The 23,003-nt window shown below is 42.3% G+C and carries 24 protein-coding genes; all 24 read right to left on the reverse strand.

Annotated features, from left to right (window positions below; all coding sequences use genetic code 11):
* Positions 1-12: 12 nt before the first annotated feature.
* On the reverse strand, positions 13-672 hold the full coding sequence (locus tag MOB98_RS18770; protein WP_003229936.1) for a LysM peptidoglycan-binding domain-containing protein: 660 nt from the start codon (positions 670-672) through the stop codon (positions 13-15).
* Complete coding sequence (locus MOB98_RS18775) at positions 665-6,016, reverse strand: phage tail tape measure protein (protein ID WP_268361787.1); 5,352 nt, start codon at positions 6,014-6,016, stop codon at positions 665-667. Before MOB98_RS18775 ends, MOB98_RS18770 begins: the two co-directional genes overlap by 8 nt.
* Positions 6,017-6,018: 2 nt before the next feature.
* Entirely contained in the window at positions 6,019-6,156 is a 138-nt protein-coding gene (locus MOB98_RS18780; protein ID WP_180960774.1) for a hypothetical protein, read from the reverse strand.
* Positions 6,157-6,197: 41 nt separating this feature from the next.
* Positions 6,198-6,647 carry a phage tail assembly chaperone gene (locus MOB98_RS18785; protein ID WP_014112407.1) on the reverse strand — a complete coding sequence of 150 codons (450 nt, stop codon included), beginning with the start codon at positions 6,645-6,647 and terminating at the stop codon, positions 6,198-6,200.
* A 664-nt stretch (positions 6,648-7,311) separates the two neighbouring features.
* Positions 7,312-7,755, reverse strand: coding sequence for a phage tail tube protein (locus tag MOB98_RS18790; RefSeq protein WP_010330125.1), 444 nt, complete (start codon positions 7,753-7,755; stop codon positions 7,312-7,314).
* 1 nt (position 7,756) lies between these two features.
* Positions 7,757-9,157: a phage tail sheath family protein gene (locus tag MOB98_RS18795; protein ID WP_264240442.1), complete on the reverse strand. Its 1,401-nt coding sequence runs from the start codon at positions 9,155-9,157 to the stop codon at positions 7,757-7,759.
* The gene (locus MOB98_RS18800) at positions 9,158-9,349 is read right to left on the reverse strand and encodes a hypothetical protein (RefSeq protein WP_268362533.1); all 192 of its coding nucleotides are present in this window, start codon (positions 9,347-9,349) and stop codon (positions 9,158-9,160) included. It lies immediately after the preceding gene.
* On the reverse strand, positions 9,346-9,783 hold the full coding sequence (locus tag MOB98_RS18805; protein WP_268362531.1) for a phage tail terminator family protein: 438 nt from the start codon (positions 9,781-9,783) through the stop codon (positions 9,346-9,348). The genes MOB98_RS18800 and MOB98_RS18805 overlap by 4 nt, the downstream gene beginning before the upstream one ends.
* 12 nt (positions 9,784-9,795) lie before the next feature.
* Positions 9,796-10,296 (reverse strand): HK97 gp10 family phage protein, encoded by a 501-nt coding sequence (locus MOB98_RS18810; protein WP_268362529.1) that lies wholly within the window; start codon positions 10,294-10,296, stop codon positions 9,796-9,798.
* The gene (locus MOB98_RS18815; protein ID WP_225494296.1) at positions 10,293-10,655 is read right to left on the reverse strand and encodes a YqbH/XkdH family protein; all 363 of its coding nucleotides are present in this window, start codon (positions 10,653-10,655) and stop codon (positions 10,293-10,295) included. Before MOB98_RS18815 ends, MOB98_RS18810 begins: the two co-directional genes overlap by 4 nt.
* Positions 10,652-11,044: a DUF3199 family protein gene (locus MOB98_RS18820; RefSeq protein ID WP_268362528.1), complete on the reverse strand. Its 393-nt coding sequence runs from the start codon at positions 11,042-11,044 to the stop codon at positions 10,652-10,654. The genes MOB98_RS18815 and MOB98_RS18820 overlap by 4 nt, the downstream gene beginning before the upstream one ends.
* A gap of 5 nt (positions 11,045-11,049) precedes the next feature.
* A complete protein-coding gene (locus tag MOB98_RS18825) occupies positions 11,050-11,403 on the reverse strand; it encodes a YqbF domain-containing protein (RefSeq protein WP_268362525.1) in 354 nt (117 codons plus the stop codon).
* Positions 11,404-11,414: 11 nt separating this feature from the next.
* Positions 11,415-12,350: a phage major capsid protein gene (locus tag MOB98_RS18830; RefSeq protein WP_268367118.1), complete on the reverse strand. Its 936-nt coding sequence runs from the start codon at positions 12,348-12,350 to the stop codon at positions 11,415-11,417.
* A 31-nt stretch (positions 12,351-12,381) separates the two neighbouring features.
* Positions 12,382-13,560 (reverse strand): XkdF-like putative serine protease domain-containing protein, encoded by a 1,179-nt coding sequence (locus tag MOB98_RS18835; RefSeq protein ID WP_268361553.1) that lies wholly within the window; start codon positions 13,558-13,560, stop codon positions 12,382-12,384.
* A gap of 32 nt (positions 13,561-13,592) precedes the next feature.
* Positions 13,593-14,294, reverse strand: a complete 702-nt coding sequence (locus MOB98_RS18840; protein WP_268361551.1) for a hypothetical protein — start codon at positions 14,292-14,294, stop codon at positions 13,593-13,595.
* A 40-nt stretch (positions 14,295-14,334) separates the two neighbouring features.
* On the reverse strand, positions 14,335-15,252 hold the full coding sequence (locus MOB98_RS18845) for a phage head morphogenesis protein (RefSeq protein WP_268361548.1): 918 nt from the start codon (positions 15,250-15,252) through the stop codon (positions 14,335-14,337).
* Positions 15,249-16,781, reverse strand: a complete 1,533-nt coding sequence (locus tag MOB98_RS18850; RefSeq protein WP_268361546.1) for a phage portal protein — start codon at positions 16,779-16,781, stop codon at positions 15,249-15,251. The genes MOB98_RS18845 and MOB98_RS18850 overlap by 4 nt, the downstream gene beginning before the upstream one ends.
* Positions 16,782-16,785: 4 nt before the next feature.
* The gene (locus tag MOB98_RS18855; RefSeq protein WP_268361543.1) at positions 16,786-18,099 is read right to left on the reverse strand and encodes a PBSX family phage terminase large subunit; all 1,314 of its coding nucleotides are present in this window, start codon (positions 18,097-18,099) and stop codon (positions 16,786-16,788) included.
* Positions 18,096-18,974, reverse strand: a complete 879-nt coding sequence (gene terS, locus MOB98_RS18860) for a phage terminase small subunit (protein WP_268361541.1) — start codon at positions 18,972-18,974, stop codon at positions 18,096-18,098. Before terS ends, MOB98_RS18855 begins: the two co-directional genes overlap by 4 nt.
* 46 nt (positions 18,975-19,020) lie before the next feature.
* Positions 19,021-20,124 (reverse strand): hypothetical protein, encoded by a 1,104-nt coding sequence (locus tag MOB98_RS18865; protein ID WP_268361538.1) that lies wholly within the window; start codon positions 20,122-20,124, stop codon positions 19,021-19,023.
* A gap of 75 nt (positions 20,125-20,199) precedes the next feature.
* Positions 20,200-20,445 carry a hypothetical protein gene (locus tag MOB98_RS18870; RefSeq protein WP_268361536.1) on the reverse strand — a complete coding sequence of 82 codons (246 nt, stop codon included), beginning with the start codon at positions 20,443-20,445 and terminating at the stop codon, positions 20,200-20,202.
* 155 nt (positions 20,446-20,600) lie between these two features.
* Complete coding sequence (locus tag MOB98_RS18875; protein ID WP_268361533.1) at positions 20,601-21,272, reverse strand: DUF4145 domain-containing protein; 672 nt, start codon at positions 21,270-21,272, stop codon at positions 20,601-20,603.
* Between the two features lie 146 nt (positions 21,273-21,418).
* On the reverse strand, positions 21,419-22,438 hold the full coding sequence (locus MOB98_RS18880) for a DNA (cytosine-5-)-methyltransferase (RefSeq protein ID WP_268361531.1): 1,020 nt from the start codon (positions 22,436-22,438) through the stop codon (positions 21,419-21,421).
* A 10-nt stretch (positions 22,439-22,448) separates the two neighbouring features.
* The gene (locus tag MOB98_RS18885) at positions 22,449-22,970 is read right to left on the reverse strand and encodes a ParB N-terminal domain-containing protein (protein ID WP_268361530.1); all 522 of its coding nucleotides are present in this window, start codon (positions 22,968-22,970) and stop codon (positions 22,449-22,451) included.
* Positions 22,971-23,003 lie beyond the last annotated feature (33 nt).

A 23,003-nucleotide genomic window follows, 5' to 3' on the forward strand; every position in this document is an offset into this window, starting at 1 on the left:
GTCATCACCTGCTTATTGCGGTATCTTTAATTTTTGACCAGGAAAGATCCAGTGTCCTGGCTGTCTTATATTCCGTTTGCTTCGCTTGATCATAGCCTTTTTATTGACGTTCCAAATCTTACGCCATTTTGTGCTGTCCCCATAAAATTTACCGGCAAGGTCCCACAATGTATCCCCTTTTTTAACCGTGTATGTTTTAGGAGCTGACTTAGACGGCCGTTTTTTCTTTGTCTTTTTCTTTTGCTTGATCTTCCGCGGCGCAGCGGTTTTGTATTCCTTCAGTTTGATTTCATAATCACGATCACCTATGTCTTTTTGACCTTCACTATAAGAAAAGCCCTCAATACTGCAGGTGAAGTTTATTTTCGTGCCAGTAATCAAAAATTGAACAGGCTTTTTTGCTTTTGCCCATTTCTCAATCTTAGCAATAGCATTTTCAGGAGAAGGAAATCCTTTATACTCAGCAAGCGGACTGTGTTTCTTTGGAAAAAAAGAAGAGAACGAAATCTCTTTCGCTCCCGGTTTATCTATAAAAGTGATCTCCCCAAAACTGGCCACTTTTACAGACTCATTTTGAATTGTGTTGGATATATCAATTTGTTCAGGAAGGACGGGAAGCCGCAGCTTGTCCTTCCCTTGTGAAATCCAGAATTCATAAACAGATCTAGTCAAACGCGACGACTCCCTTCGTTCCAATGTTGATATCTTGTTCAAGTTCATCGACAAGGACCTGTTTAATTTTTGAGACCAGACTGTTCACGTCTTGATCATTGTAAAAATGCTGATCGCCGTTAAACTGAATAACGACTTCTTTGCCGCCTGCAGCTGTAACTGTTGTTTGTTGGCTGCCTGTCGTGGCGGCAGTTACTTGGCCAGATGATAATTCATTTTGGCCTGTTTGTGCAGGATCCGTGACTTCCATTCCGAGACCCTTGGCTGCTTGAGCCAACAGATAGCGGCCGCGGATGCCCCGCTCCTCTGGAATGATCCATTCACGTTTATTTCCTTCACCCACACGAGCAATTTGTTCTCTTGTGATCAGGCCGCCGTTAGCGTAACCAACATACGGTCCACCGCGTCTCATGCTTTTAATACCAGGTACATTGTCAATAGAGCCGTATCTGCTTTTGATGTAGCCAATCGCGGCAGCAGCGTTGTGAATCGGGTTTCTAATGTTACCCATACCTGGCGCTTTATGTGCGTTAAAAGTGGTTGGTACAGTCTGCATGAGCCCTTGGGATGGATTGCCTGCCTTCGCGTTACTATCCCACAGGTTAATGGCGTTAGGGTTGCCTCCTGATTCAAACTTCGCAATTGTCATCAATCCTGGAAGCCAGCTTAATGGTGTTTTTGTGGCCATCATTGCAGCCATAAGCCACTGTTTCACATTTCCACCTACTGCACCCATTCCGGAATATGCAGCTGCCAGTGATCCAGCTTGTTTTTCAGCATATTTTTTCACATCGACAGAATCCAGACCTTTTACAACACCAACAGAGGCAAAACGCCCCAAGCTCATCATGACACGAGAAGGTGAATGGATATCTAACTCTTCACGAAACGCTTTTTCAACTTTTTTCGCTAGTTCTTTGGCAGCTTCGTGAACTTCACTTGCCTTTGAAGTCATGCCTGAAACAAAATTCCCGATCATTCCGGTTCCCCAGCCGTTTGAGGATTCTTTAGACTTCAAAAACGGCTTATTCACATGAGTATTTACATACTGATCAGTGCCAGTTTGTGAACTATTTTGACCGGAAGCAAACCCTTTGATCGTTCCAGTTCCCCATGAAGAGGATTTATTCACTGTGTTCTGGAAGGGTGTTTTGACTTTCGTCTGCAGGAAGCCATCTGTTCCGGTTGCCGTACTGTTCTGGCCGTTAGCATAACCATTGACCACTTGCTTTCCGTAATTCGGAGAGTAGGAGATCAAATTTTTCATAGGCTGGCCAACGTTTTTCTGTTTCCAAGCGTCCATTGAAACGACATTATCGCCAATACCTTGATCAAAGCCTTGCGTGAACTGTTGACCAAAAGAAGCAGCCTGTTCATTAAGGCTCGAGGTGTCAACGGTAGGAGATACTGTAGCAGAAACTGTTGATCCGCCGGCTAATGGAGAAACAGCAGCTTCTCCACCTGCAGATGAAGCAGAAGCCATGTCATCAACAACGCTCATCCCTAGTTTAGAAGCGGCCTGAGAAAGAAGCATTTTACCGCGACCCTTGTTGTTATCAACAGGGATCACAAACTCTTTACCTGCTTCACCAATCCACGAAATGGTTGGTTTCGTAATATAGCCGCCCGTCGCATTCCTTTCAGCTTCAAGAACGCTTTTTTGTTTAGGAAAAATACTTGTTGGCGCTGATGGCTGAGACTGAGCAAGGCCAATTCCTCCGCCACCGTTAGAATTTTTACCGGATGAGGACTTACCAGATTTCTTTTGATGAAGACCTGTTGCATCTTCACCTCTCCCTATGATATTGCCTATGATCTCCCCTCCAGCGTCAGCTAATCCTTTTAGCTTAATGACCCACCAGAAGGTATCTTCAAACTTCTCCTTAATTCCGTCAGCAATTTCACCTAATGGATCACCCACATTTTTAGTGAACCAAGTTTTAACGCCTTTCCATGCGTCTGTCACTGCAGTTTTTGCTGACTCAAATTTTTCCGAAATGGATTTTTTGGCATCTTCTACTTTTGAGACAATTGGATTCCAAACATTTTCACTGAACCATGACGAAACTGCACTCCACTTGTCAGAAATCCACGTCCATGCTTCGTTAAGCTTTGTCCAGATCCAGTTTGCTGCATTAGTGACAGCATCACTCACTGGCGTCCAAACATTTTCCATGAACCAAGTTGAAACTGTAGACCATAATTCTGAAATAAAAGTCCATGCTTCGTTGATCTTCGTCCAAATCCAATTTGCTACGTTACTAACAGCTGTACTGATTGGGTTCCAGACGTTGTCATAAAACCAAGTTGCCACCTGAAGCCATTTTAATTGGATCCAGATTCGCGCATAATCAATATGTGCTTGTATCCAGCCGGCAACAGTTGCAACTGCATTACTAATAGGATTCCAGACATTATCCATGAACCAAGTGGAGACAGTGGACCATGTGTCTGAGATCCAAGTCCAAGCGTCATTTATTTTTGTCCAAATCCAATCAGCAGCATCAGTGACACCGTCAACTAATGGATTCCAGACATTATCCATGAACCAAGTGGAGACAATCTTCCAGAGAGCTTGGATACCATCCCAAGCAAATAGAAAGGCACCTACTACTAAATTTATAATCGGAACTGCTGTGTTATAAATAGGTGTCCACACGTTATCCACAAACCAGGATGATACGTCATTCCAGGTATCAGTTAGCCATTTCTTAGCATCCTCGAATTTGTCAGTGATCTTATCAATCTTGTCGCCGGCCCAATCACTAACTGGGTTCCAGACGTTATCCATAAACCAATCTGAGAAATCAGACCAAGTATCTTTGATCCAATCAACGGCATTTCCTGCACCGTCCTGAATTCCATCCCACGCTTTAGAAGCGCCGCCATCATCAAACCATTTGCCAATGGATGATCCTAAATCTGAACCCCCGATGCCGCCTGCAATACTACCGACAACACCGCCGACAGCAGTGCCAACAACAGGGACGACAGAACCAATGGCTGCACCCGCGGCTCCTCCTGCAGCAGCTCCGCCAAGATTCCCCGCAAAGGAACCAACTTTTTCACCTGCATTTTCCTTGTTCATACCCAGCAAATCGGTTGCCGCTAATGCAGTTCCCAAAAGAGGGATACCTTTTGCAAATTTACCCACGCTTTTCAGTGGACTTAAGACTTTCCCAAATTTTGAGGTTCCGCCTGTTGCTCGGCCTGCTGCACGAAGTTCTGATCTGGTGGTGTTTACTGAAGCTCTTGAACCTGCGCTTCTAACAGGATCAGCTGCGGTTCTTCCTGAACGCCTTCTTTCTAGCTGTTCGGATGACACAGTAATAGATCTGTTAGAAGGGTTCACACTCGTTGGATTCCCGCGCCGGCCTGAAGCGCTTTTCCCTCTACCTTTACGGCTGCGGTCCCTTCCGCCGATACCGCTACAGCAACAACATGTTAAGCCGCCGCTCCGTGGTAGACTCGTTGGACTTGAGGCCGTTCGGGATCCTGCACCATTTGTGCCAGCATTGCGGGCAGCCCTTCCATTTCTCCTGCCGCTTCTTGTGTTAGGGTCAGATTCAGCATTAGGGGCACGGTTCGGAATTAACTTCCGAATTACTCCCGCTGCGTCACTTCCGACAGTGCCTATTCCTTTCAAGAGCGGCCGAAGGATCTTCAAGTATGCTATCAATCCAATCAAAGAAGGAATCACAACTTTAAAAGCTGTTTTCAGTTCATCCCAATGATTCACCGTCCACTCAATGGCCACATTCAGCTTGTCACCTATCGCCTCACCAAGATCAGTAATATCTTTTTTGATCTCTTTGAGTTTCTCTTGGCCTTCCTTGCTGTTTAGGAACGAGTCGATCTTGTCAAAGGCTGGGCCTAAACCGGTAAGCAGTGAAGTCCCCATATCCTTAGATATGCTTTCAAAATCCCGCATGGCGTCATTAATCGGTGTCATCGGGTTATTATCTCTAAGCTGAGAAAAGCTGCGTTCCAGTTCGCCTGTTGTTTTTGCACTTGTGCCAATGCCTTCAGCCATATCTAAAATTGGCTGCTTCAGATCCTCGTATTGCGTTCCTATTAGCTCCGTGGCGATAGATGCCCGCTTAGTCTTGTCTTTGACTTTTGATAAGGCATCAGCAACCTTAAATAAGCTTTCTTGACCACTAATAGAACCGTCTTTAAACCCTTTGAACATCTTCTCTGTTTCTTTGGCACCGAATAGCGATTTGAACGCGTCTACTTGACTATCAGACATTTCAGTACGGCGAATGTTAAATTCACGCATACTGTCAGCAAGGTTGTCGAAGTTTCTGGCCCCGCCTTTTGTCCCTTTAATCATGGCGTTAGCGATCTGGCCGCCTGTGAGTTTCATGTCTTTAAAAGTGGAACTGTATTCATTCATCGTGTCCAGCAAATCGTCAGCCTGGTCACCCGCGTTCCGGTACACATACGCAATTAAATCTCCGCTGTCTTTCCCGGACATTTTCAAGTTGTTATACATTGAACTGAAGGCCCGGTCCACTTCCGCCTGATCAGCGTTCATGAGCTGTGCGATCTTACTAGACGACTCAGTCAATTCAGCCAGGGCTTTTTTAGATGCGCCTGTCTGTTGTGACAAGGTTCTCAAAGATAAGCTGACTTCTTCCCGGGATCCTCCCGCTTTGTTGTCATAATAGATCTGGTCTGTCATTCTAGCAGCGTCTTTTTTACTGACTTTCGAAGTCGCAGAAACATAGGCGTCTTGGGACATAGCACTTTTCCCGCTGCCCATAATCGCACCAGCCGACAGTCCGCCGCCAACTGCCAGGGTGACAGCAGCGTTTTTCAGACCGTCTAACTTTGCTTCAATTGCATCCAGAACCGCTGAAGCCTTGTCCTTAATAGAAACAGTAGGCTCTGCATGTTCGCTGTCTACATCAGACACATGGCGCCGGATCTCATCTAATTGGCTTGAAGCACGATCACGAACTGAAACAGTAGGTTCAGCATGCGAGCGATTCAAATCTGAAAGGCCTCCTCGAATTAAGCGGAAACGCGGTGTAGCCTGATCGTTAACGGAAACCGTCACCTCGTGGCTGCCTTCAGTCAGATCCTCTGTTTGCTGGCGTATAGAATGTAAACCATTCGAAACCCGATCATCTAAACCGACTTCAAGCGACCGAGCACGCCCAGTCAATCGGTTTGCTGATCGGTCAATTCGTCTCATAACCCGCTCCGTTCGATCCTCAGCATCAAAAATAAGAGGGCCATTAGCGGCCCTCTGAAGTCTTTCTGCATTTCCTTGGATCTTTCGAAGTTTACGGGTGATCTTATCCTGTAAATCAAACGTCGCTGTTAGTTTAGCCATAGTTAATTACCTCCCTTCTTCGCTTCCTTTTCTAACAGCTCAAGCTTATAACTGATCAAACCATATAAGAGCGCCTTGAACTCTCTCGGTGCCTCATATAATTCTTGTAATTCTGACGGGGCATACTTGAGCTCGTGCATAGCGTAATAAAGATACACGGTCTCTTTATCCCCGCCTTCTATTAGTTTTTTGCTGCTTCTTCTAGGTCTTCGGGATCATCCTCAAAGCCATTGATCTCAATTGCTTTGTTCAGCCAGTTTGCATATTCACCGCCGACAGAAAGAACACGCTTTGCAACTTCCACCGGATCCTCTGTTTTGTAAGCTTCGCGCAGCTCTTTAGACTTAAAGTTCGGGTAAACAGTTGTTTCAACGGCAATACGAGCATAGAAGCGTTGGCTGTCCAACTCTTTCACGCGGCCGCGGCCTTTTACATTTTTGTAAGTGGTGTTTTCTTTCTCCAGTTCGTCAATGCGTTCTGTCGTGATCGCTTTGAATACAAACGGAATTACTTTTCCTTGCTTGTCCACAAACCGCTTTGAGATAGGCACTTCTACTTCTTCCGCTTCAATTGTTTGTCCTGGCATAAAGAATGATAGATCATATACTTTTTCGTTTTGTTTTTCGCTCATGTTTATTAGCTCCTTCTATTTACAATTTAATTTTTTTGGATAAAAAAAAAGCACATTCTTTTTGATTGAGTAAATTCGCCAAAGAATCGAATTTACAAAAAGAAGTGCTTACCAGTATAATGAAAATCGTACATAAAGCGTCGTAAGGGAAGTCTTGCATCCCCGTTAGAAAGGGGGTGATATAATGTCAACTGAAGCTTACCAAGCTCTAATGGTATTGATTGGTTTCCAATCATCATTAATTGGTTTGGGCTCTTTAATTGTTGCCTTGTTGACTTATAAAAATAAAAAATAGACTCTCCCTGAGCGTAGGAAACTTAAAGGGATAAGTCTATCACGAAAAATATGCGAGCAAGCTCCCTTAAGGACAGCTTGTGTACAGACCGGAGTGTTGGCGCACTCCGGTATTTTTATTTTACTCATTTCTGTGTTAAAAAATACGGAAAAACAGTTACACTATTGTCATCAAAAATAGTGACGAAAATGTAACTAAAAATGATGACAGATATGTTTGTGTTACATTTTACATTAATGTGATTATAACATAAAACATTGATGTATATAATTATTTGTATCACTTGTTAACTGTTTTTTGTTACATTTTTTATCTCAATTTTTAAAACGTCTTTTTAACTGTTTTTTGTTACACTTTTTATCTCAATTTTTAAAACGTACTTTTTAACTGCTCAGGAAGATCAAAGTCCTCGAAGGTAAACGGCACTTCCTCTTCCAATGCTTCGGAATCCACATCCAGTCCCGCAATCTTCGCAGAATCAAAGTTCACATCATAGAGAGTAACCCGCTCAGTCCCACGGCCAGATGATTTATCATCAAGCACAGCTTGCAGGGTAAAGTAAGGATCTTCACCTTTTTTTACATAATTGAGCATCAGCTGCACGAAGCGGGATGTGACTTTATAAAATGTCGCTGTGCCTGTACCGTTTGCGCCTGTCGTTTTATGACCGGTCATGCGGCGCCCCATAACGTTGACTTCTGATTTATTTTTCTCCACATTCGCTTCAAATGTTTTGATAAACGCCAGTTCCTCACCGTCCAAGAAAAGGCGTCCCTCTTTACCAGATATCGTATTCTGCGCTTTAAAAGCCACCTTACTTCACCTCCACGTTAAAGTAGAATTTCTCAGCTGCATCAACTGGCTGTACAGCAAGATCAATCAGGAAACCGTCACGATCGCTATTCAGAGCAATTGTGATGTCATTCTCTGAATCAAAGTTGGTAATGCCCCCATTATCTTGAAGAACACTCAAGTATTGAGTAATCAACGTTTTCACGAATTGAAGGCCGTCATTTGTAGCAGGAACGTCGCTGCCGCTCGCTTTACGTGACTTAATCAGTGCTTTCAATTGAGATGTCAGATCATTATTGATTGCATCCAACACTCGGACAATTTTATTTTTCTGGAACATCTTATTCTTCTCAGCTGTAAGACTTGTGAGAGAATTAATATCCTTCTCAACAGAAACAGATTTGTCTCGAGAATCATAAGTGAACAGGAATTCCCCGTTCGCCAGCCGCTGAATTACCTGGTCGTTATCCAGTCGAGTAAGGACGTCTACCGCCCCCGCATATTCTACGAACGTAAGCGACTGATTGAACGTCGCTCCCGCGCTGGCGCCGGCGACCCAAGCAGTGGCTTTTTCGGGAGTGATCTCCGTTCCATCTTCAAGCAGAACCCCGCCTGTGACATTAATAATACCTTCGTGATCGCCTTTGTAATTAGAGAGTACGCCTTGAACCTTTAAGCCTTGATTGTCTCTCAGCCGTTTGATGAATGCGACAAACGTCGCTTTCAATTGCTCGTTATCTTCAACAGGCAGCGCGATTGTGTCAAAGTATTCAGTTTCAGCCGCTTCCAAGAAAGCTGTGTAATCAGCATTTGTCGGTGTCTTGTCTGTTCCACCTGACAAGCGGATTCCGGAAGATGCCGGAAGGTCCCCGCTGACGTCCTCCGGAGCTGTTCCTGTTAGGGGAATCGAAACTGTTAGATCCCCTTGGCCTGTAAATTCGACAAGTTTATTTGCTTTCAGTTCCTCGGCTTTAGATACCGTTTGCTTATCGACTTCTGACTGATCAAGATAGGTTGTGACATCCACTTTTGAAGAATCAATAACGTTTTCTGTAATTCTGATAATGATGTCATTTCCTTTAGTTCCGCCATAAAGAGCGGTTGCCTTTACGCCTTCACTAATGTCTGCTTGAGCACGCAGCCCCTCCGTCAAACGGTAAAGCAAGACTGTACTTGCCTTCTTCATTGCCTCACGAAGAAGCAACAACGAAGGATCATCAATGTTCAATCCCACTTTTTTATTCAAGTCCTCGATAGAAGAGATAGAAATAAATTTCTTAACCTCTCCCCAGCTGGATGCTATCGGCAGCGCAACTGTTCCGCGTTCGCCTACTGATACCCGATCTTCTGCGGTCGTTTTAAAGTTAAAATAAATACCAGCACGCTCTTTTTCCTTGCCGACTGTAAATGTTCCGCCGTTCATTTATTTGACCTCCTTCTGAAGAAACTGATCAATCAGCTTCTTCGCTTCTGATTTAGTGATTCTGTTTTTTTCTGTATGAAAAAGAGCACCGTCAAACACCTCGGGTTTTACCCCAAAGAGCTCTCGACTGTGCTCTCGCAAATCCTTAATATAAAAAGCATTTTCTGTTCTTTCCTTTTTCGTGGCCATCATTTCACCCCGCTTGTAAATTCAAAGTTTTCAAGAGAGGGATGCTGTTCTCGTTCATACCAATAGCGACTCGTCCAATTTAGAACGATGCTCGCATAATCATCTAAGATCCGGGTTTCTATACGTGATAAGCGAATAAAATCCCCTGTATCTTCGCCAGATTCCCGCATGAGCGGAATTAACCCTCTCTTACTCCTAAGTGTATCCGCGATCCTTTCCGCTTCGTTATGAGCCTCCTGCGCGTTCTTATGAAAGAGTTTCACGTTTAAAACATAGGATTTTTGAAATGTAGATACTGTGTCCACCCCATCGACTGTGGAAGCCGGTGGAATGTAAAGAGATGGGACAACAAAGTCCTGCGGTATTTCTTCACTATACACTTGTACAGGATACAGTTTGTATAGGAAGCCCATAATTGAGCCCACTTCTTGATTCATGGCAGCACCGCCTTAAAATTCTTCATCAATCCACTGCTGCAGCTTCCGTTCAAGACTTCTCTCAAACATTAGTTCAAAGATGGCCATAGCATTATCCCAAAAGCCGGACCCATCGACCCATTGGAATTTCAGCAGCATTCCGGTTTTGGCAGCGGGATCATATTCGAACCGTTCACCCTTCCAGCGTCCAGGGACCCACCGGCGATCCTGATTTTTAGACGGATCAATTGTAAAGTGCCCGTCATTCACATAGGAGGCGTATTCCAGATTTGTTCCGACATCCAGTTTTAAGCTTCCTGATGTCATTGAAAAAATATTGTCCTGGTCACCCCGTTGAAAGGAATTGAGCAAGCGACGGGTGTCTACTGTTTTTGTCCTGATGATTTCGTCTTGTACGATATCAATAAATTCATAACCCATAGCTTCAAGCCACTGCTCATATTTCCTTTGCAGCCCGCCTCGATAAGCCCGGTTTAATGACTGTATGAACTGATCAAGTCCCTTTATTTTCACAAGTATTCCACCTCCCGGACTGCCGTTACTTCCCAATGATGATTCCTGATCTTGCGCGGCTTCTGTAGTTTATAAGCTGTGCCTTCCCAAACCACCCTGTCGTTCAAGCGAATATCTGCAGAGGCTGGGAAATGGACCAGAAATGATTGATATATGGCCGTGTTCGGTTCCTGCTGCACAATGGATTGGTTCTTTTCTGTGAAGTAACACGGCTGGCCAGCTATATCTGGAACTTCAGGATATGAAAAAGCCGGCTGAACATCTTCAACCGGCACCCCAAAGGATTGTTTTTTGTTTTCCGCTTTCTCCTGCAGGTGATAAACATCGCATCGATGAGTTAATAAAGATCGATAGCTCATATGGACCTCATTCGCATTTTTACTTCTGTACCTTCCAAACTTGGCTCAGATGATACAACATAATCTTTAATGAGTGTGTAGACGTCTGGTTTTTGAATAGAGCTGCCGTTTCCAAGAGAATATGAATAGTCTCCGATCTTCTCGGTTGTATATCCTTTGGTGATTGACTCATCAGAATTAATTAACGCGAAATACTGCGCCATTTTTAATAAAGCCAGCCGAACCGTTTCAGGGAGCGGATCATATTCTGGGCCAGAAAAATCATGGCCAACTTGATAGGTGATATCAGCTGTAGCTTCTATGATGTCCTGGGTAAGAAGGGAATCAGACCGCTCCTTTACAGATTCAAAAACAGTGTAATCCTTTAGGTCAGCAGGTGTGATTAACACGCCGCTCACTCCCCACTGTTTTCTTGCTGATTAAGGATGAAGGCAATTCTTTCGTCTGCGTTTTTGAAGTCAGACGGATTGCCGCCAAGATCAGTAACAATGGCTTCTTGTTCAGTTTTATTCAAGCCCTTCAATTCTGTTTCTGTGTACTTCTTCTTTGATGCCGTGTCATCATCGCTTTTTGGTTTATCCGTTTCTTTCGGCTCTTCTTTAATTAAATGGCATTCAAACTGGTCATTATTCTTCAAATAAAAATAAACTGTCTTTTCCACTTCGCGCTTTTGATTAAGCAGGAAGACGTACCCCATAACATCGTATGTCTGGCCTGCTATCAACTCCGCTGTATATTTGTCGGCCATATTTTATTCACCTACTCTTTCACTTTCACGATTTTAGCCACAGCATCTTCCTCTTCGAATGTGCTGTCCAGCTTAGCTGTCAGGACGATAACAAACATACGGCGGCGGATATCCTTATCAACTTCGATTCTAATATTACGAGAGAATCCAAGAATGATATTTTTCGGATGGGTTAGAATGATGTCAGAAACATCAGTTGTCGCATCCGCTTCACCAATCATGTAAGGCTGCATATTGGAAATTCCTTTAACCGGAATACCAAAAGCAGAAGAAAGACCACCTTGAACAGCTGCATCCCCTAGATTTGTTTGACGATCAGCCACACGATCTTTCCACTCGACCTCAAGACCAGGTGAAGTATAGAAACGGAAATCCTGCGGAATCCGCAAATATTTAGAAGGTACAGCTTTTACACCTTTCTTGAAGGTTGCTCTTGTTAGCTCTTCGCCATTTACGTCAACGATATGAGAAATCGCTTGTTTACGAAGGCCATCTAGCTGCGCAAGGTACGGATCAGAGGAAGTTTTATCACCATTAACGATCAATTCCTCAATATCAACTGCCGCCCGCTCCGCTAGAATTTGCATAATTGTATTTTGCAGGCCTTCTTTTTCAATGTTGTTTTCAAGTGTGTCATAGGTAATGTTTACTTCAGCAATAACTTCTTTTGTGCTTAGGTTAACTGTGCTGGTTGACGGAACTGCCTTTTGATCCTTAGTCAGCCCAACTCCTTCTTGTGCAGCCCTCAAAATACGCTGGCCAAAACCGATTTTTTCGATCTTCTGAGTATCATGATCCATTTCAATTACACGTGCATCATTTAAAATAGTTGGTGCATCCTGAACCATGCGAATAAATGCACTAGCCTGGGTAGGATTCATTAGACCGCCAGTGCTTAAACTGGACAGTGTCATTTCTGCTTTTCTAATTGCCTCTTGGTTTGTCAATTCATTTCCTCCTTATTAAAAAAGCCAGGGTTTAAAGAAGCCCTGACCAGATTGATTTATTAACTTGTGTTTCAGTTTCGGAAGTCTCGTCTTGCTTAGAGATTCCGCGGCTTTTTTCAATCGCTTCAATACGATCAGCGAGCGGTTGAACAGCATCAGTAATGGCTTTTTTCAACTTCTCAGCTTCTTTTTCAGCCTCTTTTTCCTCTTCTACTTTTTTCTCATCTTTCTTTTTAGGATCCTCATCTTTTTCTAATTCTGTGAGCTGCTTCTTAATTGGCTCTAATGCTTCTTCGATGGATTTTGCTACATCATCTGCGTTCATTTCTTCTTCCTCTCCTTCCATCTCCACCTGACTCAGCAAGTTGCCGAGCGCGGTATGAGCGCTTTTAATTTCTTGTAAGTTTGAAGCCGAGAATTTCCGGCCGGCCTTTTGCAGTTCTTCAGGCTTTGATCCGATCGCTTTCAAAATGTCCTTAGAGATCAACACTTCCTGGGCGATATCCACAAAGTCTTGCAGAGCTTCTCTGATTTTTTCAGGATCCGTCTCCATACCTTCGGAGTAATCCCATTTGAATAAAGCAGAGTTTAACGCATCTTGAGCCGCCCAAAACTCTCGGCGTTTACGTCCTTCATCATACTTCTCCTGTACAGCGCCTTTGGAAAGGCTAATATTCCCGGCAAAGAAGTTTTTGAGAAAATTAAAAAGCCCTTTTTCGTCTGGAGAAACAGGCTCTTCTTGTTTTGCTATATCAGCTACACCCGCCATGGAATAGCCAGTGATCTCGCCTTTCTTGATTTCCTCCCATATTTCCTCGGAGGCTTTTGTCACAAGGACCCATGATCCTTTTTTGATGGTTTCCCCATTCATTTCAAAGTCTGCAGGTGCGACATAAGACTCTACCACCGCACCAACACCGCCCTGAAAATCATGTTGCTTGTCAATTTCGCGGGCATCTTTCAGGAATCCATGAGCGGCCTTTTCGATTTCTTCAGCTGTCATGAAATCCCCGTGAGCGTCCACTGTATCAGGCTCATATACGATACCGTACACAAGTTTTTGCTCGTCCGCTTCTTTTGTGAGGACCTTGACTTCCTTTTGAAAGTCCGGCTGCTTTTCTGACTTCATAAAAAAGAACTGCTTTTGATTAGCGGCCTTGTCTACGTAAGAAACATGCGTGATTTTTGCGTTTACCAATTCTCTTGGCATGTTGTTCACCTCCTTTCAAAATAAAAAGACCCTCATGATTGAAGGTCTTCTGATGCAAGTGATTTTGATAACTCAGTACGAAGTAGTTCGAGCGACTGTACACAAGAGATGTAATACTCTCTTGCTGTTTTTGCAAATTGAGGTCTTTCATTTATTTTTACTTTCATACTATCGTTTTCTACTGATTGAGAAATGATAAATAAACCTTTAATAGCATCAGCCGCTTGTTTTGAGATTTTTTTATTCTCGAGTAGAACATCCATAACGTGAAAAGTATCGCCTTCGAATGTCAAATCAGTATTATCCTCTACAAAAGTTGTGATATTTTCTAAACCTTTTAAGAAATCACTCCAAATATCTTCAATAGTTCTGACTGGATCTATTAGAGCTTTTTGGACTACTGCTTCTAAAATTTGTTGATTATTTAACATTGTAAATACAGGAATGTCAATAACAGCTTTATCATCTTTTACGACCTTTTTAGATGCTTCTTTCAAATTAACTTTTGTAGTTTCTAATACCTCATCTACAACGACCTTAACCCCATTTCCTCCTCCCGCTTCCACTTGAACTTTCCTATTTTTTAAGATCTCTATAATTCCTTTTTTGAAGGATAGTGCAATGATTACTGCAGCTAACGGCCAGGATGTAATTCCAATCGTAACAAATTTGGAATTAAAAATATTTGATATAAACTGACTAACCTGTTCCCACGTAATATTTAGTAATACCATATAGCTCCCCCACTTTTAGTAATGAGGAAATTATACTATTTTATTCCATGTTTGCTAAGACTTCTCTTCGAATCTCTTCTTTTTCCTTAACTGATAAACCTAAAATCTCGTTATCTACAACAGGGGATAGAACGCAATGGCAATGAACCCGCTCCCCTGCTGAGAGTTTAGGATCCCTCGGAAACATGCAAGTCTCGTTGCTACCTGGTATCTGAAATTCTTCATCCACTCCAATTACTGTGTCATCAAGATCGATGTGATTCTCACGCGGGTTGTTCTTCTTCCCTCCGCTGTGCCGCCATTTCTTTTTCTTTACTGCGGGAGATTGTGTATATGACTCATGCTGAGCGGCAGAGGAAGCGGCAAGCACTTCAGTAATGGCCGTGGCACGAGCCCGCTCTCTATCAAATTGCGGCATGTCTTTGAGCCTCAGTTCAATGTCCTGGATGGAAGAGCCGTTTTCGATAGCATCCGTCAGTACGTTTTCCACTGCTTCATGAGTATTCAGCTTCATGACCTTGGCCAGCTTTTCAGACCAGCCTTTGATCCAGTCCGCTGCCCTGGTTGATAAAGCTTCAAATGGGACATCCGGATCCAATGAATCCATGATAACTCCGGCCAGTTCCTCAACGGTCTGCTGCAGAAATCCCTCGGTAAGCTCATGAAACTCTTCCTCAAAGTCATCCTCCGCAAATAGGTTCTGCGTAAAAAACACTAGAAGGGCTTCCAGCGTCTCTTTTGAGTCTTTGCCTATAAAACCATTCAGACCATCTAAAAACTTCTTACGCTGGCGTCTGAGCAATCTGGCAATGCCTTTTTCATATTCTTCTACAAAGCCGGGTATCTTAGAAAGGCCGGGGAAGTCAGGTACGACCTCCACGAGCTTCTCTCTCTCATCTTCCTCGGCTTTTTGAATAAAAGCATTCAGACTATCAAGCAGCTTATCTGTTTTGTTCATCGCTTTATATCCTCCAGAACATCCCGCATATCTTTTAATAACCCGATCACGTTAGGAGTGCCGCTCATAGATTTAAACAGCGCAGCCAAAGGATCCGAAGCGGGCGCCGCTGTATTTTTACCTATCGGCCTGCTGTACTCTTCCTCTGGCCATTCTTCAAGCGTCTTACCAAGAATACGTCCAGCCAGATCACGCAGATCATTCGGTGAGACTGCGCCGGCATTAATAAAAGGAGTCAGAACCTTTGCTATCTCAATAGGATCCCGGAAATCCGGTCCTTTTAACTGCAGCTCGACCTTATGAATTTCAAGATCATTTAAGAATAAAGCATTCAGCTTACCTGTGATTAATTTTCTTTCCGGCTGAAATACTTGTTCCTCAGTAATCTTTCTGGCCGTGTCAGCTGTCGCCTTGTTATAGTCCTGGGCTTCGCCAGTATAGAGCGGTGGTAGACGGAAGGCAGATCGGAGCTTGTCCCTGCTCTTTTGGTCATATTCCAGGAATAACGCATCTTGCTGAAGAATTTCAGCCAATGACTTAATTTCCACTTTAACGGGTGTGATTTCTTCATCGCCTTCAATGTTTTTACCTTTGGCTATCCCTTCCGCTTCAAGCAAAAGGAACTTATGAGCGTTTTCCACACCTTCAAGACCGTTCATATAGTCCTGCAGCTGCTTATATGAGTCTTCAGAGAGCATTCCATTTTCAATGGTTATAGCCGCGGGAACGTGCCGGCCCTGTTTGAAGTACATGAAGTTCAACTCTTCAGCCTTACGAGCGCCGTATAAATTGACGATGTGGCCAATCCACCGAGGCTTCCCGTATGCTCCGCTCCCAATTTTAAAATGCACAACCTCATTGGCCTGCTTTTCAAAAGGAGTCTTTTCATCATATTCTCCTGTTTCAGAATTCAAGATTCGGGGATCTCCGTATTCTTTGAAAAACACTCTTTTTCCATTGATGATCTGCACATATTTCCGGAAGCGTTTTTGGCGCTGGATCTTCTTTAATTTACTTGACTCAAAATAATTGTATGGAACCTCTATAGGTTCTGATAATGAGCAAACTCGTACATACTCAGAAGCCATATGTTCAATGCCAGCCGGTTTCCCGGCTCCGTCTCGGATCACTTCTATATATCCATTGCCGGTCTTTTCCCGGTCTTCTATGCTAAAGCCGAGTAATGTTTCAGCTGATTCATCAAAATGAATATACTTGATGAATTCTTCGAGTTGCTGCCATTCTTTATCCGCTGCCGTTTTTTCTGCAGAATCCACTTCATCAGAATTGATATCCTTTGAGTATTTCATCTCGAAGCCGAAGCCCACTACATTGGTCTTGTACGCATCCACACACTGCTGTAAGATCGTCGAATACTCTGCGATGTGTTTAAGCTCTTTAAGGTTATACGGCGGGGGTATGATATTCTCTCCGTACATATCTTCAAATTCATCTTTATAAATCTGTTTTGTTGTTTCAGTAGGCGGAGCAGCTTTAAATACTCGCGCTTTAACTGTAGATTTACTCATTCACTTACCCCCTTTCTCTGCTTCGTGGTCTTGACCGTTTAGGTCTTCCTTTTGATTCTTCTTTCAGATCGGTTACCTCGTAATCATCAAGCGCGTACCATATCGCTGAAAGTGTATGCGGGTCTATGGTGAACTCGTCTTCTATGATATGGCCCAGCTTATCTTTAGCGTAGGTGAGCGGCTTCAGCTCATAAATCGTATTCTCGCATCGATCAGAACATATGATTTTCTTGAACCGCTTGATCTTCTTAGTATATTGAAGGCGGGATCCTTTATATTTGTGAGCACCCACCATGTTGAATCCTTGCCGTTGAAAATAACGGATCGTTTTGGGCTCCGCTGAGTCCGCTTTTATTAATTCCTTAGTCTCAGTAAATTCACTGAGTTCTTCGGCCGTTTGGTCGTCCGTCATTCCATTTTTGTAATACTCCCAATAGATATAGAGGTATTTCTTTTCGTGATCCACAGCGAGCCGGACAACGGCGTTATACGACTCCTCAAAACCAAAGTCCATGCCAACTCGTTTAAGTGGTCGGTTAATATTAGCAATTGCTGTCATAACCTCTTCATGTGGCCGTTCTTCAAACTGCGGCAGCACACGAACCCCATTCACGCCAAAATGACCTTTCCGCGCAATTCGGTAAAGGTCTGGATCGTATTCTTTCATTTCATCAAGCTGCTTCACATAGCTTTCCGGAAGAAATAGATTATCGTCCGCTGTTGAGTGGTGATAATAGGTATCGTTAATTACGACAGTCCGCTTTTCGTATAGCTCTTTATCATCGAGCACAAACCGTTTTTGGCGGTCATCTTTGAAGAAATGCTTATATGTCCAGTTATCTTCTCCGACCGGGTTTGTTGAAAGAATCATATGAAGCGGCAATGTCGGGTGACGCAGACGTCCAAGCAGCTCCTTGAACCCCTCATACTTCACCTCAGAACATTCCTCAATCCATATCAGAGAAACGTTATTGATCGATTTCAGTTTGGCTGGCTTATCCAACCCTTTAAATATGATCCGGCCGCCGTTTGGAAAGCGGATCTGCATTGGTGAAGAAACGCATCTAACAATATGATCGATCTCAAGGTCATTGATAATTTCATCAAAGAGTGAAAAAGTAGAGTCCCTGTGTGTGTCATATACTTCCCTCACGACAAGAACGGTCCGCTTCTCTTCCAGTAATTTAAGAACAATCTTGAGCGCCACATGATAACTCTTCGAGGATCCATAACCGCCGACTAGAAACTGAAACTTTTGATTCCAATCAAAAAGAAAATCCTCAAAGTGCGGATTTACTGGCTTTACCTTTTCAATCATTTGTCCTCATCCTTACGCTTGCGCTTTATCGTAATGTGAACTGAATTATCAACCGGGCGAGCGGTGAGTCGTTCAAGTTCTGCTTGTTTCGTCTCATTCGTAAGATAAATGCCGCGCAGCTTCAATTTGTGCTCATCCATTGATCGGGTCATTTCATGTTTCTGTCGGATGGCTTTTAGCCGCTTATCAGTAACTCGGGTCATCGCTTCCTCTAAGCGGAGAATTTTATCTACACTCGGCTCAGATACCTCTTCAATTTCTGTAACGACAAGGCGCTCATTCATAAGTGCCTGGTGCTTCACTAAACCGGTTTTCTGGTCCTTGGTCGGCACGATGTCTTTTACTTTTCGCAATTGCTGAAGGACGCGGCGTTGCGTTTCATTCAAGCCACTCTCTATGCGGCTTATTCTTTGCATCATGCGCCGCTCTCGAAGACTCAGCTCCCTTATTGTTAGATCAATTTGATAAAGCGGGTCTGTTTCGATCTGGCCAAACAGCTCTTTTTCTGTATCATCCATGAAATCAAATAAGATTGATTCATACTCACCAGTTCGCACAGAGTTTTTATTTCCTTTAGGAGCTGCGCCACCTCTATTCCCTTTGGCGTTTTGATTGCCAGGCGGCGCCTTCCCTCCCTTATTTCCTTTGGCGTTTTGGTTACCTTTTGGAGCACCTGGACGAAAAGGAGCGCTCCCTTTAGATTTAGGAGCGCTCCCTTTCATTTGTTCTTCCCATTTATCGTTTGCCTTCCATTTGCGGATAGTGTTGCTTGTGACGCCTAATTCATCGGCAATGTCTTTTAACTTCTTGCATCCACCGCTCTCTTCCCACAAACGATAAGCTTCGTCTCTACGTGGATCTCGTGGTCTCGGCATTACATCTCACCCACCTCCGGGACTCGTAATTGAGTTTGAGTTTGTTTTACTCTTCTATTGATTTTTGATTTTCTGATTTTGTATTATTTAAAGAAATAGCACTTCCCTTTATATTTTGTATTGCTGCCGCCATCTGTATTACGGAATTAGGTACCGGGTTTCGAAATTTTGCCCCTGCCATTATGGCACTACGCTTCGCAGCTTGTAATGTTGTCATCATTTCTATTACGGAACTAGGCACTGGATTCAATAAGTGTGCATGTTTAATCGAGTAAGTAGAAACGGTTTTATCTTCTATTTTATCTAGGCTATCAATAAGGGAATCTTTTTGCGGTTGTTGTACATCCATTTGTTCTATAGTACTTCTTAACTCTTCTAACTCTTTCTTAATTTCTTCTCGCTCTTTCTTTAATTCTTTTTGTTTTTTATCCATTTCCGAAATATACGAAAGATTTTCTTGAATAGAATCAACCATTTCATCCGCACTTCCTGCCAATCTATTTAAAACCTGTAATTGGTTATTCAGAATTACATCATCTACATAGTATGGATAACGAAGTTTATGATCTATTTCACTCCAACCTTCTTCAAATATGGTCCGAACTTGAATTTCAGCAGTGTACGTTTTAATTTGAGTTAGATTATATTCAATTAAATAATGCCAGGACCTATAACTAGCTTCATGTTGTTTGCATTCAAACCTCTGCATTAGTTCAGGTTGAATGAAGTCACCCTCCCTGTAATAAATAGTAGCTTCACGAAGTGGCCAATGTTCTCTTATAAAATAATCAATTCCTTCAGCATCTTTTTTAGAGATATGGAGAACTCTTAACCCAATTAAGTCTGTTATTTTTTCTTTATAGTTTTTCAAATCAAATGTGAACTCTTTGTTTTTAATTTTTTTCCTAACTAATTTTTCTATAAGATGCTCTGGATCTTTAATTCTCATTCTAACGGAGTGAGCTAAAGAATGAGATCTCAAGATTTTTGCAATTGTTTCACCGGCAGTTTCCAAGCTCTCTCTATGATTTAAGTAATCATCGTAAATTTGTTTCAAATCACCCCACTGAATCCCTGTTTTATTAAAATCTTCTTCAGAAATGTTGTAGCGCGCAAAAAATTTTTCTCTATTTTCAATAAGGCTGGCCATATTTCTCTCTCCCTCTCAAGTTTAAAAACTTTAATTAATATTATGCATTAAAGTCCTAAATTAGGGAATAATGGTTTAAATTTCTTCCTTCTGAAGCTCTATATCAAGCTCTATGAGCTTTTTCAAATCGTCCACAGTGTTCACCTTAATATGGCCACTTTGAAAATCTTTGACCCACTGGGCGATACCTGCCTGAATGATTTTTCGGTATTTCTCTTTTGATTGACTGATGTTCTCTAACAACTCGGCACTATGTAAGAGAAGGAGATTTTCTTTTTCGTCATCAGAAAGGGAACGTATGTTTCTATTTTCTATTGCCATCCTCCCTGACCTCCATTACAATATGAGATGAGAGCGTGATGTTTTTCCACAACGCGGCCGCGTCTTGATCACGCTCTTTGACAGGGAGTTTCTCTCTGCTTAGAAAGGGAGGGTGTTAGCAGCACCCTCTTTTTTTATACAAAAAGAAGTCCTGTTTAGGACTTCTTCTTTTTTTCAAAATTCAAATTTGGTAATTCATAAATGTTATATAGAATAAAATCTATAATATTTAAATATTGTAGGAGTTCCCTTGATTTAGGTCTTACAATTTCATGCACTGTCTCATTTCCAATATCTCTAATTTGATTCAGTATTTTTTTCTGTTTTTCATCAATTAAGTTTCTCTTGTGAAGTTCCTCTATCTTTTCAAACAATTTTAAATTCACCATTACGGGCTTGTTCTCTTTATCTAATACTGCTACCCCTTTTTTCATCTTTGGTCTTTTATCAATCCCATTCACTTTACATATCGCTTCGATTATCATTCTTATACCCGTATTACATAATAAATTCATTCGGTGTTTATAAGCATTTATCGTTTCATTTCTAATTCCACTTATTAAATCAGGTAAATGATTGAACTCAAATTTCTCATTAAATTGCAATAAAATTTCTAGAGTATTCTGCTTCTTCGGCTCTTCAGGATAGACTGTATATTCATCATAGTATTCTCTATCATTACGGTAATCTGGCCCAGTTACATTAAACATATCCTCATCGTTATATTTTCTTAAAAAGGCAATAGTATCACAGCCTCTACATTGAACTATGGAGTATTCATCATAGAATTGAAAATCTGATTCTTCATAATCTAAATAACTGTCCACTAACTTTAACTCATGACCATGCTTATTAGTAACTATATTATGATTTGTTTTTCTCTTACAAGCCCTACAATATAACTTCTCGGGGACTATGACCATACGTTCCACCCTTTTTAGAAAAATAATAACATTTTTCTAAAAATATGCAATTACACAAACCATTGTTTATGAATCTGCTCCGCTATTCTCTTCATCATTAAAGGCGGCACGCTCATACCACAAACATACTGCACTGAAACGTCCATAAATTCATAGTCGAGAGGAAATGACTGCATCAAAATAATGTCCCGTTCAGAGATATAATAAGGCTCGTCATATCTAACAAAGACAGAACCACTGGCAAGTGTAGGCGGTACTAGACTGTTTTTCACTAAAATCGTATTGAAATTAGATTCTTTCCCTTCTGTCCTTTTCGTTATATCACCTATGTTGCAATCTGATGGTCTTCTCTTCACCCATCTCCGATACAATTTCGATGTCTCTTTCAATCTGGATCCACGCCCGCTCCTAAACTCTTTATAAGAGATAGGCCGCTCATTAAACGAAAGCTTTAATTGAGGCAAGTTCAGATCTTTTCTCCGGCCAATAAAAAAGACCCGCTCTCTTCTTTGCGGGACTCCCATTGTGGCAGCATTCAACAAAAATACCTGAACGTCATATCCGATTTCTTTCGCTCTTTCTATAACAAGCTTCACATATCCTTTCGCTTTGCCAATGATCATGCCTTTCACGTTCTCTGCTACAAAAATTTTTGGTTTCAGTCTTTCAACTGCATCCAGGTAATCAAAGAACAAATCATCAAGCGACTGCTTGGCCTGCCCCTCTCTGAAAGCTTTTTCCTTTCCCCAAGCATCCTCACGATCACCAGCCATTGAAAACACGCTGCATGGTGGGGATCCATCGAAAATATCCAAATTGAATAATTCCTCCGGCAGATCGTCCAATTTGTTGAATTTCCTGATATCCATTAAAAACGAGTATTTAGGATTGTGATTCTTTCTATAGATTTTCATCATTTGCGGATCAATTTCACAGTTTCCGAGAAGGTTATATCCAGCAAGCTTATAACCCATGGAGGAACCTCCGCCACATGAAAACGTACTAAAAACCTTCAATCCGTTCTGCTTCACATTTTTTAGATCAGACAGATACCATCTATAACTATTCATTGGCGCTCACCTACTCATTGAAAGAGAAACCGCATTTAGGACAGGTATGTTCAAATTGGTCCTCCTCGTAATCATCAAGATCAATCTCATGATTATCGTTAACTTTCCCGCCGCTCCCTGCATGTTCTGTCAGATCTTCTAAAATACTTTCTAGTTCGCCTTCTGAAAAGCCCGTGAAGGACAAATCAAAATTATTTTTTTCAAGCTCTCTTAAAACTTGTTCGAGCTTGTATTCATCCCAATCGCCACCTGTTTTGTTAAGTGCAATATTTAAGGCTTTTTCCTCGTTATCATCGAGATTTACCACCGAAACAGTAAGCTCTGTAGGGTTATTCTCCATATGTATTTTGAACCGCTGGTGGCCACCTACAAGGTTTTCTGTTCTTTCGTTCCAAACAAGCGGCTCGACATTACCGAACCGTTCAATGGATGCTTTTATTCTTTCATAATCGGGATCACCTGGCTGAAGATCAATACGAGGGTTGTATGCAGCGGGGTTAATCTTTTCTACTGGTATAGTTCTAATTTCCATGATGTTTCGCCTCCAATAAAAAAACACCTTATT

The organism is Bacillus sp. N13C7 (assembly GCF_026790065.1).
Classification (GTDB): Bacteria; Bacillota; Bacilli; order Bacillales; family Bacillaceae; genus Bacillus.

Bases quoted from the DNA above. Each gene is read 5' to 3' on its own strand.
- terS (WP_268361541.1), bottom strand. From the start codon at position 18,974: ATGCCGAGACCACGAGATCCACGTAGAGACGAAGCTTATCGTTTGTGG.
- MOB98_RS18850 (WP_268361546.1), bottom strand. From the start codon at position 16,781: ATGAGTAAATCTACAGTTAAAGCGCGAGTATTTAAAGCTGCTCCGCCT.
- MOB98_RS18795 (WP_264240442.1), bottom strand. From the start codon at position 9,157: ATGAACGGCGGAACATTTACAGTCGGCAAGGAAAAAGAGCGTGCTGGT.
- MOB98_RS18815 (WP_225494296.1), bottom strand. From the start codon at position 10,655: ATGAGCTATCGATCTTTATTAACTCATCGATGCGATGTTTATCACCTG.
- MOB98_RS18840 (WP_268361551.1), bottom strand. From the start codon at position 14,294: ATGGTATTACTAAATATTACGTGGGAACAGGTTAGTCAGTTTATATCA.
- MOB98_RS18870 (WP_268361536.1), bottom strand. From the start codon at position 20,445: ATGGCAATAGAAAATAGAAACATACGTTCCCTTTCTGATGACGAAAAA.
- MOB98_RS18780 (WP_180960774.1), bottom strand. From the start codon at position 6,156: ATGCACGAGCTCAAGTATGCCCCGTCAGAATTACAAGAATTATATGAG.
- MOB98_RS18805 (WP_268362531.1), bottom strand. From the start codon at position 9,783: ATGAATCAAGAAGTGGGCTCAATTATGGGCTTCCTATACAAACTGTAT.
- MOB98_RS18880 (WP_268361531.1), bottom strand. From the start codon at position 22,438: ATGAATAGTTATAGATGGTATCTGTCTGATCTAAAAAATGTGAAGCAG.
- MOB98_RS18800 (WP_268362533.1), bottom strand. From the start codon at position 9,349: ATGATGGCCACGAAAAAGGAAAGAACAGAAAATGCTTTTTATATTAAG.
- MOB98_RS18825 (WP_268362525.1), bottom strand. From the start codon at position 11,403: ATGGCCGACAAATATACAGCGGAGTTGATAGCAGGCCAGACATACGAT.
- MOB98_RS18865 (WP_268361538.1), bottom strand. From the start codon at position 20,124: ATGGCCAGCCTTATTGAAAATAGAGAAAAATTTTTTGCGCGCTACAAC.
- MOB98_RS18835 (WP_268361553.1), bottom strand. From the start codon at position 13,560: ATGCCAAGAGAATTGGTAAACGCAAAAATCACGCATGTTTCTTACGTA.
- MOB98_RS18785 (WP_014112407.1), bottom strand. From the start codon at position 6,647: ATGAGCGAAAAACAAAACGAAAAAGTATATGATCTATCATTCTTTATG.
- MOB98_RS18855 (WP_268361543.1), bottom strand. From the start codon at position 18,099: ATGATTGAAAAGGTAAAGCCAGTAAATCCGCACTTTGAGGATTTTCTT.
- MOB98_RS18885 (WP_268361530.1), bottom strand. From the start codon at position 22,970: ATGGAAATTAGAACTATACCAGTAGAAAAGATTAACCCCGCTGCATAC.
- MOB98_RS18775 (WP_268361787.1), bottom strand. From the start codon at position 6,016: ATGGCTAAACTAACAGCGACGTTTGATTTACAGGATAAGATCACCCGT.
- MOB98_RS18845 (WP_268361548.1), bottom strand. From the start codon at position 15,252: ATGAACAAAACAGATAAGCTGCTTGATAGTCTGAATGCTTTTATTCAA.